The following is a 15,285-nucleotide window of genomic DNA, read 5'->3' on the forward strand; positions in this document are numbered from 1 at the left end:
CGGGTAAATTTAATAAAATATTTATTAACTATGACGAATCATTGATTTTTAATAATTAGTGAGGAATTAAAAAATAATGACTAGTGAATTATATATAGAAAGTGATATAATTACATTTAATGATAGCTATAAATATTAGGCTAATTATTTATACCTTAGTGATCCTGGCTAATGATACTTTCTAATAGTTTGTTCACCGAACTTCGTTGTGGTTTATCATTCTTGTGTAAGATATCAACATGAGCAGTAGCAATAAAAGTCTTATAGTCACTCTCAGAAATCTGTTTTGTGCTTAAATTTTCAAATACATTTTCCATTGTTTTTCGCTTAGTGATACAGCTAAATGCTTTATCAAGAGTATCCAAAAATAGCGCTTCAATAACTGTTTCAAAACCCATTTCGACATCTTTAAGCATAGAAATCATCTCAACGACATACACGACATCAGAAGCGCCTTTTAATCTTTTACGTGCTCTCAGATTCCATTTCATGTCATCTATGAATTGTTCTACTTCTTTGCGATATCTAACATTCACAGAAAGCATCACAAGATAACTCCTCATATCTTGATCTTGCTTACTTTCGTAAACTCTAAGCGCATTATCTGATTGTTCTTGAGCGTGCGCAGCCGCTCTTTCTAGTTCTTCTTCATAGTTACTCAGGTCCTTACAGGCGTCATGTAGAATACCGTTTCCAATAAGCTTTCCGAGTGTATATTTTCGATTTCCACCTAACTGGGAGGCAGACATTCGAACTCCGTCGAGATTAAATACGATCCCCACCGCAACCCCCTTCTTTGTTTGTAGCTCAACTTTGAGGCTTGAATGTGTTGATTCAACAGCAGTGACAAACTCTGCAAGATTAGAGCGTGGCTTTAACTTATTGATACCAGTTTTTACCAGACGAGCTATTTGAGCCTTTTTGTTAAATATTTTAGCGTCATTAATATCAGCATAGGAATCGTAACCAATCTTATTACTACTTACTAATTGTCGCAGACCAAACTCTATCTCTAGCTCCCTCATTACTTCTTGTGCTCGTATCTTGCTATAAGAGTCTTTGATGCGTTTTCTTGTTACTATATCGATAGTAGATGTGACTACATGTATATGTTGTTCATCGGTATCATTATGTTTAAAAGCAATATATCGGCAATTTGCGTAACCCAAATGATTCATCAACTTTTTAGCTGTTTTGCACCATTGGAAATTAGTTAAACTCTCATTAGTATCTAAGCTTACAATCATGTGCTTAAATTGCTGTTTGGCGGTTGGATTAAGCCTTATAGACTCCTGCATCTCCCTTATCGCAAGTGCCATATCTAACATCTCCCCTGGTGCGTTTTTAGCATTTACAGGGATATGTATAATATTATTTGCATAAATAAATTCTGTTACTGCATCAGCGCTTTTAGTGATTCCTGCACCATAATTTACTAAATATTTAGCCACTCGTTCATCGTCACCAGCCACATACTTTATGAGAGCGTCTACGGTCTGCTCAGTGTGCTCACCGCCTTTTTGTGCAGGTTCCTTATAGATCATGACTTGACCCTCTGAATTCTTTCAGTGCCTGAACAAGCTTGTCTTCACTTAAATGCTGTTTTGCTATTTCATAAGCCGCTTCTTGAGTAAAGCTATTTACTAGCAAGTGACGAGTTGCCTGAAACTCTCTTAATAGTCCCGCTAATATTACAAGAGTACTTTCTATTTCATCTCTTGTGAGAGCTTTACTATTCTCAATATCGGTGGCAATTGTTTTAATTTGATCACTGAGTTCTGAAGTTTCTGTAAAGAACTCTTTAGATGCCTCTAGAATGATGGGTTTGACTTTTACAGCATTATTGATGACGTCACGAGTAAATGCTGAAAGCTTTGAATAACCAGCCATACATTGCTTTTTAACTAGTTCTTGATATTCTTTTTCAGTGAGATTTGTCTTTACTGATTTAATCTGCAAATCACCAGGTTCTTTACGAGGTTTGTATTTCTCTTTTTTTACTGTCTTAATGGCGGTTTCAATAGCTCTAAAATCTTTTGCACCTACACTTCTTAAAATGTCTAACATATCGTGTTTCATAATTATTACCTTTTATTGTATCTATACTCACCTCTCAAATAATTAGATATAGCTATTAAGATTTAAGACTAACAACATATGATAAACCAGCGCTAACACCGAAGGGGGTTAGAGCAACCAACCAGAATGGGCGGAGTATTTGTCGGCGTTTTTATTTGGGACAAATAAACGCGCAGACACAGCTTGCTTCAAAACTTATTTCTTATATTATTAAATTAAATAATAATATTTTCAATATTTATTTAACCTTAAATAGCACTAAATATTTAAATAAAACATCACTCTTGAAAAAGAATATATAAATCATAATGATAATATGCCTTGATTAACTTGGAACGTTTTAGCTACTTACAATATAAGTAGAAGATAAGTCTAATTTACTTAATCATTAAGAAGTCATGACATATTATTTTCGTGGAATAATCAGTCCGTAATTATTAGCATGTAAAATTTAAATCATTATTACTTACTGTAAATTAATAACTAATCTATATTGAATAAAAGTAGATTTTATCTTTGTTATAGATTCTGGGTTTGTTGTAGAAATCGAATGAACTAAATCAGAATCTTACGATCAGTTCAGGGACACTTATTCACTTACTTTAATTTCATTCCGAAGCTTCAGTACAACACCACGAGCTGGCGCAAGTACAATAGCTCACGAATCTACCGAGCTTAACTCACGTTTTGGGTTGACGAAGCTGCGATAACTGAATGGAACAACCTAAGCAGGATAGGCATGGTAGACTACGGTTGTTTAGTGATCTATCTATCACGACTGCTCTCATGGTAAAGCGCGTGTTTACCTTGCCTTTAAGGGCATTGCAAGGCTCTATCGACTCCGTTTTTAGATTGGCAAATGTTCTGTTGGTTTGTCCCTATACCTATATAAGTCGCCGAGCTAAGGATGTTGAGGTTTGCTTTAAAACCTCTTCACGAGGCGCTATTCAGCACTTAACCATTGGTGCAACTGGACTCGAGGTATACGGTGAGGGCGAATGGAAAGAGAAAAAGCATGGAACCACTGGTAAGCTTCGAGCCTGGCGCAAACCACATCTTGCTGTTGATACCGATACTCATGAAATTATCACAGTTTAGCTGACACTATCAGGCGGGACAGGTGTAGAAGTACTCCCCTAAACACTTAAGCAATCAAGGAAATCTCGGGAGTCGTTGCTTACGAAACCAGGGAGTACCACAAGGTGATTAGAGTTAAGAAAATGATGCCTCCAAGTGCCTAAGCAACCTTCTCTGAAAAGCGGCATCTATGCAATCTGTAGTTCGCTGCCAGAGACTCTATGGGTCAAACAAAAGTATATGGTTACCATAGACGTTCACTGTCTGAAAACGCAATGTATCGCGTGAATGTGTTACTTGGAGTATCACTCACTCATTAGTAATGACAATGCATAAATTGGGGACAGTTATGCCATGATTAATGCACTCAATAAGTTCACTTGGATAGGTATGCCCAAAACTCAGTATTTCGCTTAAAGGACGAACGATTTAGCTAGCGTGCGCTCGTAAGCTTGATTCAGCAACAAAGTCATTTATACCCTTAAATAACTATTAACTTTCATCTTCAGGTTGATTTATCATTTCATTCATAAAGGCTTCAGCAAGATCCGACGCAAACCAAAGGTTCTCTGTACTATTTTCATTTTCGTTAACTAATGTGCCTCTTTCACCTAGATTCTGGAAGTTATCAAAACCTACATCGTTCCATGCTTTCAGTTGTTCCTCCGTGAAACTTCCCAATGATTCATCTGCAAACTCGTCACTTATCTTTGAAAATAAAAGTGCGTTTGTTTCAGCACTCACAAAAATTGATAGTTTCTTGTCCGTATAAAATTCCACGTCAACAACATTTACAATTGCATTCTCAAAAAGATTTGGATATCCATAACATTCTAACTTCTTTTTTTCCATGTGCACTTCGATTTTGCGTATACATTGCATCAAAATACTCTTAACAAAAGTCCTCGCTTCATTATTGTTATAATTTCGAGCATCATTTACTGTTCGAATGAATTTTTTAATATCGTCAGGTGCAATCTTAAATTGTTTAAATTCAAGTTTCTGCTTAATCAATTCCTCCTTTTCATTTTCTAAAGTTTCATAGTCGAATTTTAACTTTAATTTAATTTTTTCATCTTTAACTGTACGACGCATATCTATGACATTAGCCATTTCTAAATCAATTTCTTCTAAGCGATCAGAGTTGCGAATTATGTCAGCTGGCTTAACTTGAGTATTTATTAAATTATAATCTATATGCCTCGCTACCGAGATAAGAAATGCGTCTTCAATATAGTCTTGAATGATGCTTTTACAACAGTTAGCTGTTTCCTTGTGCTTTGAACAATGTAATCTTCGTCTAATTCCATGCTTTTGCTTCTGTGGCTGAGAGCCAATACTTCTGCCACACTTTACACATACTGACTTATTTCCATAATCAGTCAATAAATATACCAAGCCATTTCTCTTGCTTTTGTCGCCTTTATTCGAACCATATCGGCGTTTTTTTATCGCTTGAAAGGTGTCAAATTCCTCTTCAGACATAATTGCTGGGTAGTATGACCTTAACACATAGTCTTCTACATGCTTCTTCCCATCCTTCTGATAGTTGAGGTTAACCACATATCTACCACAAAGAGCTTGATTAGAAACAATGTGTGATAAAGTTGATACACCCCATACATCATTCTTTGGTTTCCTTGAATTAGCAGGAGAATGTTTTAATTGTGATGGTGGCTTAATGCCACGGTTTAGCAGCTCTACACTAATAGGCCGAAGTCCCATCCCTTGCTTAAAATGCATATCAACAATTAATCGAATAATTTCCTCATGCTCATTGAGTTCAAAACCAGTCTTTATTTTGGGGTGAGGTCGTTGCTTTCTACTTATCCAAAACGGAAGAGGACCAGCTAAATCCGAAACCCCTCCTTCTTCATGTGTTGCTATTTGACCATGGAGAAAGTCAATCGAGGCCTCTGTCTTTCTTAAGGATTCTTTGTGCGCTCTAACCATCTCAAGTACTGATAAAATCATCGTTCCAAGAGGGTCTTTTGCCATAGTTTCCTTAGAGTAAATTTTTTCATCCGCAGCAGTAACTACAACTATGTCTGCATTTACTAGCGAAGCTAGGGTTGCTTGTGCAATATATGGTTGTTCTCGACTTAAACGATCAAGTGATTCTACAATCAGCACTGAGCCAGGCTTAATTAACTGTTTTTCAACAGCAGCTAAAAAGACTCCTAAAGCTCCTTTTGTTTTATGGTGACCATGAAATGCAGAAAGACCTCTATCTGTCATCACCAAGTCTTTATTGATTTTTAAGTTAAACTTCGCTGAAACCTCATCAATAAATTTCTTTTGCCTCGCTAATGAGCGGCCTTTTTCTTGTCTAATATTCGAAAATCTGCTGTAAGAATAAATCTGGGGTTCAGTATGAGAAAAATGTTCCAACTTCATCTAAATAACCTATCCATGAGGTGACTGTATAGTTATGACTGTTCGATAAGCCTATGTCAATAAATACTTTTTTAAAAAGTATCAGTGTTCAGTATGCAGACGGCTCTTTTGGTTATTTCCCATCGTACACACTAGGAGCCATGTACGCGGCACAGTTTATGGCAGCGATGAAGAAGACTATCGACGTTGATGGTGTAATTCAAAGTGGTGACCTTTCACCTATCTTTACTTGGTTATCAGACAATATCTGGAGCAAAGGCAGCTTGTTAACAACCGATGAGCTCGTAAAACAAGCAACAGGTGAAACGCTTAATGCTCAACACTTCCAAGCCCACTTAAAAAGTCGTTACCTATAACTGCTGAACTTAATATAACGTTAAGACCCACGAGTTAAGACTCAAGAAAGTCAATGCCCAAAGAACGTAGCTCCTTGGGCATTTTTCTTTTTAAATACTGATATCCATTGCAGGGACAAGTCTTGGTTTATACAAGCAGTCTTCACCTTCTGGCCTGGTTTTAAAACGTCGGTGGAGCCACATGTATTGGCTTGGGCTTGCCATGATAGATGTTTCAACGATTTTATTAACGAAAGCCGCAGCACTATCGGGATCGTCTTTTGGAAAACCTTCCACTGGCGCATCAATCGTCAAGGTATAATGCCCATCTTCGCCTCTGACCATCGTAAATGGGACAATTGCGCAATTTGTATTATCGACTAGCAAGCTAGTGCCCGTTGTTGTACAGGCATTTTTAACCGCGAACAACGGAGCAAACGTCGAACGTCTGTTTCCGTAATCATGATCCGGCGCATACCAAACACGCTCGCCAGAGTTGAGTGCTTCAAGCATGGCTTTGACATTTTTACGATCGATCAACGTACGGTTAGAACGAGAACGACCTTTGTATTGGAAATAGTCGAAACACGGATTGTTGTTTGGTCGATAGACACCCGTCCCGGATTTTTGAATACCAAATGCGCGAGCACCTAATTCCAAGTTCATTGAATGGACGGCCAACATTAAGGCCCCCTTACCGGACTTTTCTAACGCTTCTAAATGCTCCATACCTTTAATCGTAACGTGCTTACTGACTCTTTTATCTGACCAAAACCATGCCATCGCTGTTTCGAAGAGTGCGATACCGGAGTTGTCGATATTATCTTTTAAAATCGCCTCGCGTTGAGATTCGCCCATGTGAGGAAAACAAAGCTCAAGATTGCGCCGTATCGTCACTTGACGCTTTTTCATTATTCGCATGGCTAAACGGCCAATACCGCGTCCTAGCGCTAATTGAACATTGAAAGGAAGAAGGCTCAATGAGTACATCACGCCGATGAGAATTAACGTACCCCAATAACGAGGTAAAAGAAATTTAGCCTTAAATTCAGGCTTTTTGTATTTATTCATGTATGAAATGTCAGATGCGAGCATCTATAAGTGGGAGAAACAATGATAATAAAAAGCACTTTTATCATTGATAACGCTAATAACATAAATTAAAGCGCGCGGATTCTATGGTTCTTCGACACACTACACAATAAGAACTTTACAAGAATATGTTGGGCGTGCAAAAACACCAAAGACGAGCTCGGACATTAACATCTACTGATGAAATGAATCCACCCGCCTTTCATAAAGTTTGGATAAACATAACCGTGTATTTACAATACCTTGGATTGCGTATTACCCCCAAAGAACGGCGATCAGAAAAATAGCCGCAAACAATCCAGCGATAACTAACATTAAGTATGATAGCTTGCCTGTTCCACCTTTTGGCGCTTGATTACAACATCCCATTTGACTTCTCCTTAACGATCTTCGTTCCCTTTAACTTAACGCTTACCCTTGGGTGAAGGTCAACCTGAGGCAGTTTGTTGTGTGTCTCTTTTACTTTTTGCGCGCCAATACACCAACGCAAACGTTTATATTGCTTACAAATAAATCACTGAGTTTTCGGTTCATTTTTGGGTAAATACATACCATTTTTCGCTATATACCCGCCGTTTATAACAACCCTACAATACGCGCGTCTTACTTGTAGCACGCGGGTTTTCCAACCATGAATTCGTGGCTCGTTTATTAAAGGTATCGAATGAGCAATATCGCCAAGTCCGCTGTTAAACTCAGTGTTTTCTCTGTGATCATGATTACGGTTACATCCGTTGATAGCATCAGAAACATACCGGGTGCCGCCTTATTTGGTAGTCATGCCATCTCTTTCTTTTTACTTGCTGGTTTATGCTTTTTCATTCCCACAGCTTTAGTGTGTGCCGAGCTAAGCACGACTTACCCTCAACAGGGTGGCGTCTATCTTTGGGGAAAAGAAACGATTGGACCTAACTTCGGCTTTGCGACCGTTTGGTATCAATATGCGGAAAATATCGTTTATTACCCGCCTCTGATCTCTTTCATTGTCGCTACAGGTGCCTACCCATTTTTCCCAGAACTGGCGCAGAATAATATTTTCATGTTAATCATGATTAATGTGATTTTTTGGGCGCTAACATTGGTAAATATATTCGGCTTACGTTTGTCATCGATGATCACAAACGTGTTTGGCACTCTAGGGCTCATTTTCCCAATTTTGCTGATCATTGGCTTGGGTGGTTACTGGGCATATACCAATCCGGGTGAGTCTCATATCTCCCTTAGTCATGTCTCTGACTGGCTACCCGATTTCTCTCAAGATGGAATTGGGGCAGGTTTCACCGCAGTCGTGCTTTCATTGACTGGTTTAGAAATTACCACCTCATATGCGAGTGAAGTAGAAAATCCACAAAAGGCGTATCCAAAAGCACTCTTGGCTTCTACGGCGCTGATTTTGGTTTCTTTAACAGCTTGCTCGCTGTCAATTTCATCGGTGGTATCAAGCGATCACGCCAGCTTAAGCGAAGGTGTGATCTTGGCGTTCAAAACCTTCTTTGATGATTTGAACCTCTCGTTCATGCTGCCTGTGATAGCTTTGGCGATTGTGTTTGGCACGCTAGCAAGCTTGAACAACTGGATTATTGCACCGACAAAGAGCCTGCATGTGGCGGCGAAAGACCAGTTTATGCCAATCGCACTGTCGAAAGAAAATCAAAACCAAGCACCTGTCGCCCTACTCTTATTGCAAGGGGCTATCGTTAGCGTGTTGTCCTTAGTGTTTATTTTGGTTCCAAACGTTAATCAAGGTATGTGGCTGCTGAACATCTTAATGACTCAGTTATACATGGTGATGTACGTGTGTATCTTTATTAGCTTTTTGGTGTCACGACGCAAACACGCAGACATCGAACGACCATTTCGTGTCCCTGGCGGCAAAGTGGGAATGAGCTTGGTGGCAGGTTTAGGATTAATTAGCTGTATGATCACTATCGTGGTGTCGTTCGACGTACCAGCAGGTATCAGCGCAGAAACGGGCGCGTATGCACTCATATTGGGGTTCATCGCATTCAGTTTGCCAGCTATCGCGGCGGTGATGTATCGCAATCGAAAAGTTCGCTCGCAAGCTCAACTAATCGAAGCTTTAGCAAGCTAATTTTTCCGAAATACGCAATAGAATAAAGCCGCGGCAGTTACCTGTCGCGGCTTTTTGTTTTTACATATTTTGTCTAAAAATCATGCAAAGCATGCTTGCAATCCCACGCGCTCTAGTGGGTATTTCCTTTGCCTTCTCTTTGGTATTGCTGAGAAATTTCGAAGTAGATATGCATGTCTATTGGCTCAGGTGTGTTCAAAAGCATTTTGCCGACTTCGCGCTGAAAATGGCCGTAGTTCCCAAGCTCATCGGTTAGGCCTAGTTGCTCGTAACATGATTCGCTTGCGAACATGCCATACGCGTAATTATGATGATTTAGATCTTTTTGTTTGTCATAGCCAAGCTCTTGAAGTGCCTGATCAATTTCATCGGGAACGTAAGTGTTTTTATCGCCAAACGAACGCAACAACACGCTTGGAACCTCTTGAGCAATGCTCTGAATTTTCGTTTTTTTCTTAAAAATACCGAACATAATGTCCTCCACTGACGATGTCTCCAAATACCGCACACAACGTGGGTTGAGCGAGCGAATAGTTTTTAGTATGGCTCACGATTTAGAGACTAAGTTACATTCAAGTCACGTTTGTATACTAACTTGATCGCATAATGCGCATCAAATAATAGTCACCTCGTTTCAACCTCGTCTCATCAGAAACCCTGTTTTAATCACAATTGCTGGCTGCATTGCTGTGCCTTTCCCATACTATCTAATAGGCGTCGCCATCTTCTGCTATCAGCGTTTTGAAATAACATTTGCTAAAGTCACATTTCGTATCGACATCCATTTTAATTTAAGTTAGCTTTAGAAGTATAGACGTCTAGATTGACTAAGCTTAGGGAGAGAAAGTCGTGCCAATTAGAATTCCAGATCAACTACCTGCTTCAGATGTACTAAGGACAGAGAACATCTTTGTAATGAGCGAAACTCGTGCCGCGAGTCAAGAAATACGTCCTTTGCGAGTACTGATTCTGAATTTGATGCCCAAGAAAATCGAAACAGAAACGCAGTTTCTTCGCCTCCTTTCAAACAGTCCATTGCAAGTAAACGTCGAGCTACTGCGCATAGATAATCGACCAAGCAAAAACACACCAACCGAGCATTTAGATACGTTTTACCGTCAGTTTGAGATGGTAAAAGGGAAGAATTTCGACGGTCTTATCATCACTGGTGCGCCACTTGGTCTGGTGCAATTTGAAGATGTGATCTATTGGGATCATTTAAAAACCATCATGGAATGGGCAAAAGACCATGTTACCTCGACGTTGTATGTGTGTTGGGCGGCGCAAGCTGGCTTAAAGTTGTTGTATGACTTGCCGAAAAAAACGCGTAAAGAAAAGCTTTCCGGTGTATATCATCACCAGATTCATAATCCATTCCACCCTATTTTGCGCGGGTTTGATGATACGTTTTTAGCGCCCCATTCGCGTTATGCCGATTTTTCGCCACACTTTTTAGAAGAACATACTGACTTAGATATTCTCGCCACATCCGATGTGGCGGGCGTATATCTGGCAACGACCAAAGACAAGCGAAACGTTTTTGTTACCGGCCATCCAGAGTATGACTCGCACACTCTTCACAATGAGTACATTCGGGATTTGGGTGAAGGGATGGAGCCGGCAATTCCGGTCAATTACTACCCGAACAACAACCCAGATAACCCTCCCATTGCGAGTTGGCGAAGCCACGGACACTTGCTGTTCTTGAACTGGCTCAACTACTGCGTATACCAACAAACGCCTTACGATCTGGATCACTTCAGCGAAGATGCTTTCACTAAAGACGATTAAATCAACGAATTAAGTTTGTGAACCGAGCCGCCATCTGGCGGCTTTTTCATATCAGTTTGCAAACCTGATCGCATAGTGCTTTTTCCTCAATGGGCTTTTGCTACGTAATTCATATCATGCTGTCAGATTCAGGGATGTGGGGAAGAAGAATGAAAACCGTAACGCTCAGTGCACTAATGTTGATGACTCAGTTTGCACTCGTAGGCTGTGTTACCGTAAAAGAAAACGGCGCTCCTATCGTGAAAGCCGATCCTGTTGCTATGGCAGAATCTCGCATTGCTCTTGGGCTTGGTTATCTCGAAGGTGGCAATATGATCCGAGCGCACGACAACTTGCAACAAGCCTTGAGCCACGCCCCACAATACTACCGCGCACAGCTTTCTATGGCACACTACTACGAAACTGTTGGTGAAGATGCGAAAGCAGAAGACATGTACAAACGCTCTTTACGCCAACACACCAAAAACGGCAACGTACTCAATAACTACGGAACATTTCTATGTAAACGAGGTGATTTCCAACAAGCCGACCAAATGTTTAACCGCGCAATTGAACAACCTTATTACTACCTCATCCCTGCAAGCTACGAAAACGCCGCTTTCTGCGCATTGAAATCACAAGATAAAGACAAAGCAAAGTACTACTTTACGCGAGCTATCGATCACGACCCACACCGCCCAAAATCGATTCTCCAACTGGCTAAACTCGAAATAGAAAGTGGCAACTTTACCGATGCAAGAATTCGACTGATGCGATTTAATCAAATGTACGGTGTGAAAAAACCGTCACTGCAACTTATGATCGAGTTAGAACGTGCGGCAGGAAATGAAGCGCTAGAGCAAAAATACGTAAAACAGTTAGAACGCATGTCATAACTAGCCACACTGATAGCCCAAACAGCATAAGTCTTTGCTTAACCTCTCATTTTATTTTCAGGCTCACTTACACCGTTCAAGTTAAGTGAGCCTTGTTTCTCAGAACGCCGACAAATCCCCTGTTTCACTTGTGTTTCAGTCACTGAAAGAGCGACATTACTCCTGTACTTAACATTCAAAATCGGTACTATTTGAAAGATACGTGACCGAGTCACTTTTTGAGTTCTAACTCAATAATTACTGAATGATTGTGTGCTTCGTTGAAGTGCAATTTGCTTTTATTATGAATCTTGTCGTTCAAGAACACATACCCAAGGATGTTGACGCCGGATGAAACCTGCCTGCACACTCTTACTGCTTGCTTCTTTAAGCTCCCCCTTTCTTGCTAGTGCTCAACCCGTCAATGACCTCGTATTTACCGTAGGTATCGTTTCCGACAAAGCAAAAAGTAAAATCAAAAAAGCGACACCCTTTGCTCAATATGTATCCGGAAGACTGAATCACCTCGGTTATACCTCTGGGTCGGTACAAGTCTTCAACAACTATGGACAACTTGCAGTTGCTCTCAAAAATGGCAGCGTTCAAATTGCAACAGCTACACCGTTTAACGCCGTAACCCTAGAACGAGAATCTAACAGCCAAGTGCTCGCCGTAAGGTGGAAAAAGGGACTCGAAAAATACCACTCTGTATTTTTCACCCATCAAGACAGTGGCATTCATTCCTTGGCCGATCTGCGCGGCAAAACGCTCATTTTCGAGAGTCGCAACTCCACCAGCAGCTTTTACTTACCTGCCATTACATTGCTCAACCAAGGCGAAAAATTAGAATACCTTCGCTCTATAGATGATCACCCAACGAAAGACCGTATCGGCTATTTGTTTTTGGATGAACATTTGGAACAATCCAACGAAATCAACCTATCCGTTTGGGTGTATAAACAGCGCGTTGCCGCCGGGGCGTTCAGTAATTTCAACTGGAACAACCCAAAAGATTTGCCAGAAAACATGAAGGAAAAACTGACCATTTTCCATAACTCGGTTGAGATCCCGCGTGATTTGGTTTTAGCGTCGCCTACTTTGAGCCAATCGACCCAAAATGAAATTACATCGATTTTATTGAAAATGGATGCCTCACCAGAAGGTTTGCATGCCTTGGATGTATTCCAAAATACCAAGCGCATATCAGCACTCACGCCAGATATGGCAGCGTCTCTCGACACGGTTCGAAAGTCTGTTAACTTGCTACCAAAGGCAAACTGATGCTGAACAAACTTTCGCTAGAAACCAAATACATTTTCGCGACCATCTCCGTCGTTGTTTTGGTGGTTGTGGTCAACCTTGTACTTTACATGCATGGCTACGACACATACTCAAACAATCTCGCGCAGCAGATTACGCAAAATTCTCAAGATAAGACGGAATCCTACGTCAAACAAAAAGGATTAGTGTACGCGGAGTTGTTGTCTAAGCAGCTGTTTGATCCGCTTTACAACGATAACATCAGCCAAGTCTATGGACAGATTACGGCAACCTTAAGCCAACCGGACGTATCAAAAATCCATGTTGTAGATAACGATGGACTTGTATTCCACGATGGTACACCTCAGCTTGCCATGTTTGCTCAGCCCCACTACCGCTCAGACTTTATTCTTAAGGCAATTGAACAAGAACGTGTCCAAGTCGCTCTATCTAGAGAACAACTGGAAATTGCCGCGCCTATTCACCAATCAGATGTGACGCTTGGAGCCGTATATTTGGAGCTCAACCTTGCCCATTTATTAGAAGAAAAAGAGCAAAACATTGCACAAGTTGCAGCGATAACGTCTAAAGATAAACACAACATGTTTATTTTGCTGCTGGCAATCAGCATTATTTCTATCTTCATGGGTAGCTTATTCGCGTTTGCCGTAGGTCGCTCGTTGGTGAAACCAATCAAACAGTTGAGTGAACAGTTTTCGGAATTTGATACCCAAGCACTTCCAGTTACCGATATTCAACGCAAAGATGAAATTGGTGAGCTGATTACTGCCTATAACAAGATGTCTAACAAGGTAAACACCTACACAACCCGTGTTGAGTTCATGGCCTATCACGACATTCTGACTTCGCTTTCTAATCGTGAAAAGCTGCTGATTGATCTTCAAGAACAAATCAGCGCCAAGCGAACGCCAGCGCTTGCCGTCCTATTTGTCGATTTGGATGATTTTAAGCACATCAACGACAACTACGGCCACAATGTTGGGGACAAATTACTGGTACACCTTTCGGCACTATTGAGAAAGGAACTGCCAATTTATATCGAACCAGATTATCGACCATGGATACTCGCAAGTCGCGTTGGAGCGGATGAGTTTGTCGTCGTATTCCCTTGCAACAACAGCTTAGAAGCGCGCGAGATTGCCAACCAAATTCATAGACAAGTGCTATCGCCATTGAGGCTCGACAGTCACAATATCCGCTTAACCACCAGCCTTGGTGTTGCGGTATATCCAGAGTTTGGCTGTAACGCAGATTCGTTGCTGCAACTTTCATCCCTTGCCGCACAAGAATCAAAACGTCGCGGCAAAGACATTATGTCCGTTTACGATCCCGCATTCGATGCGACGGTGAAACAACGACTCTATATCGAAAGAGAACTGAGTCGCTCCATCCACGACTTATCTCAGTTTGAGCTTTGGTATCAACCTAAATTTGACCTTAAGACCTACCAGTTGGTTGGGGTTGAAGCTTTAGTGCGATGGAATCATCCCGAGAAAGGTTACATTGGCCCTGAACAGTTTATTCCGATTGCAGAACAAAACGACTTGATTCTCGATCTTGGTGAGCATTTGATCGAAACCGCGATCAAGCAAAGAGCGGAATGGGCAGAAGCATTTGACCATGATTTTCATATCGCGTTGAACTTGTCCCCACGACAAATCTACCGTCAGGATCTTAGCCTCATATTTGAGCACTTTTTATCGCAATACAATGTATCCGCAACAGACATTCACGTAGAAGTGACGGAGTCACTTTTGATGGACGACATAGAAAAAGCCCACTTCGTTTTGCGCAAACTGCAAGCCACTGGTATTGAAGTCTGGTTAGATGATTTTGGTACTGGCTATTCTGCCCTGTCCTATCTTCAACAAGTTAACTTTGATGGGCTTAAAATCGATCGCTCGTTTATCGCACAAACCCAGCAAGACAACAAAGATGACTCTCTGGTACGCGCCATCATTTCAATGGCTCACAACCTCGGAATGAAAGTTGTGGCAGAAGGTATAGAAACCCAAACACAACTGGCGCTGATCGAGCGTCTAAATTGCGATGTGGCACAAGGCTTTTTCTTAGGCAAGCCTGTTCCAGCGGCGCAGCTCCTAGAACTGGAAAACACCAGCCAAGCAATGAAGCACAATGCCTCTTCCATCGTAGGTTAAAAACTGGCATGAAAAGCTCATAACGCTCTGCTTCTTGCTTGGCGTTATGAGAAGCTTTCTGCAAAACACGTCACATTTTTATCCCCTTTTAAACCCGATTGCACTCACAGCGCTAACAACCCAAATAG

Annotated in this window: 10 protein-coding genes and 2 pseudogenes; 7 read left to right on the forward strand and 5 right to left on the reverse strand. The window is 41.0% G+C overall.

Annotated elements, in window-relative coordinates; all coding sequences use genetic code 11:
• Window positions 1–155: 155 nt before the first annotated feature.
• Together ACF8OV_RS05625 and ACF8OV_RS05630 are read right to left on the reverse strand one after the other, a co-directional pair.
• Window positions 156–1,544 (reverse strand): relaxase/mobilization nuclease domain-containing protein, encoded by a 1,389-nt coding sequence (locus tag ACF8OV_RS05625; RefSeq protein WP_025794811.1) that lies wholly within the window; start codon window positions 1,542–1,544, stop codon window positions 156–158.
• Window positions 1,534–2,079: a hypothetical protein gene (locus ACF8OV_RS05630; RefSeq protein WP_025538535.1), complete on the reverse strand. Its 546-nt coding sequence runs from the start codon at window positions 2,077–2,079 to the stop codon at window positions 1,534–1,536. The genes ACF8OV_RS05625 and ACF8OV_RS05630 overlap by 11 nt, the downstream gene beginning before the upstream one ends.
• 610 nt (window positions 2,080–2,689) lie before the next feature.
• On the opposite strand from ACF8OV_RS05630, the pseudogene ACF8OV_RS05635 reads away from it, so the two are divergent.
• Window positions 2,690–3,573 (forward strand): annotated as a pseudogene (locus ACF8OV_RS05635) (IS5 family transposase).
• Between the two features lie 75 nt (window positions 3,574–3,648).
• Here ACF8OV_RS05635 and ACF8OV_RS05640 read toward each other — a convergent pair.
• Complete coding sequence (locus ACF8OV_RS05640; RefSeq protein ID WP_069500128.1) at window positions 3,649–5,553, reverse strand: recombinase family protein; 1,905 nt, start codon at window positions 5,551–5,553, stop codon at window positions 3,649–3,651.
• A gap of 86 nt (window positions 5,554–5,639) precedes the next feature.
• Here ACF8OV_RS05640 and ACF8OV_RS05645 point away from each other — a divergent pair.
• Window positions 5,640–5,909: pseudogene (locus ACF8OV_RS05645) on the forward strand (carboxypeptidase M32); the annotation flags it as partial.
• A gap of 90 nt (window positions 5,910–5,999) precedes the next feature.
• Here ACF8OV_RS05645 and ACF8OV_RS05650 read toward each other — a convergent pair.
• Window positions 6,000–6,959: an LpxL/LpxP family Kdo(2)-lipid IV(A) lauroyl/palmitoleoyl acyltransferase gene (locus tag ACF8OV_RS05650; RefSeq protein WP_069536696.1), complete on the reverse strand. Its 960-nt coding sequence runs from the start codon at window positions 6,957–6,959 to the stop codon at window positions 6,000–6,002.
• A gap of 685 nt (window positions 6,960–7,644) precedes the next feature.
• Here ACF8OV_RS05650 and ACF8OV_RS05655 point away from each other — a divergent pair.
• A complete protein-coding gene (locus ACF8OV_RS05655; protein WP_025504372.1) occupies window positions 7,645–9,072 on the forward strand; it encodes an APC family permease in 1,428 nt (475 codons plus the stop codon).
• A 112-nt stretch (window positions 9,073–9,184) separates the two neighbouring features.
• Here the strand turns inward: ACF8OV_RS05655 and ACF8OV_RS05660 are convergent, their stop codons facing one another.
• Window positions 9,185–9,544, reverse strand: coding sequence for a hypothetical protein (locus ACF8OV_RS05660; RefSeq protein WP_317676159.1), 360 nt, complete (start codon window positions 9,542–9,544; stop codon window positions 9,185–9,187).
• Window positions 9,545–9,921: 377 nt separating this feature from the next.
• Here ACF8OV_RS05660 and metA point away from each other — a divergent pair, with 377 nt between their 5' ends.
• From metA to ACF8OV_RS05680, 4 genes are all read left to right on the forward strand, one after another.
• Window positions 9,922–10,863, forward strand: a complete 942-nt coding sequence (gene metA / locus ACF8OV_RS05665) for a homoserine O-succinyltransferase (protein WP_005464332.1) — start codon at window positions 9,922–9,924, stop codon at window positions 10,861–10,863.
• Window positions 10,864–11,012: 149 nt separating this feature from the next.
• On the forward strand, window positions 11,013–11,738 hold the full coding sequence (gene pilW, locus ACF8OV_RS05670) for a type IV pilus biogenesis/stability protein PilW (protein ID WP_005477819.1): 726 nt from the start codon (window positions 11,013–11,015) through the stop codon (window positions 11,736–11,738).
• Between the two features lie 330 nt (window positions 11,739–12,068).
• Window positions 12,069–12,998 carry a phosphate/phosphite/phosphonate ABC transporter substrate-binding protein gene (locus ACF8OV_RS05675; RefSeq protein ID WP_053314242.1) on the forward strand — a complete coding sequence of 310 codons (930 nt, stop codon included), beginning with the start codon at window positions 12,069–12,071 and terminating at the stop codon, window positions 12,996–12,998.
• Window positions 12,998–15,157: a GGDEF domain-containing phosphodiesterase gene (locus ACF8OV_RS05680; protein ID WP_069536645.1), complete on the forward strand. Its 2,160-nt coding sequence runs from the start codon at window positions 12,998–13,000 to the stop codon at window positions 15,155–15,157. Before ACF8OV_RS05675 ends, ACF8OV_RS05680 begins: the two co-directional genes overlap by 1 nt.
• Window positions 15,158–15,285: the final 128 nt, after the last annotated feature.

The organism is Vibrio sp. GLN_1 (assembly GCF_043106015.1).
GTDB lineage: Bacteria > Pseudomonadota > Gammaproteobacteria > Enterobacterales > Vibrionaceae > Vibrio > Vibrio parahaemolyticus.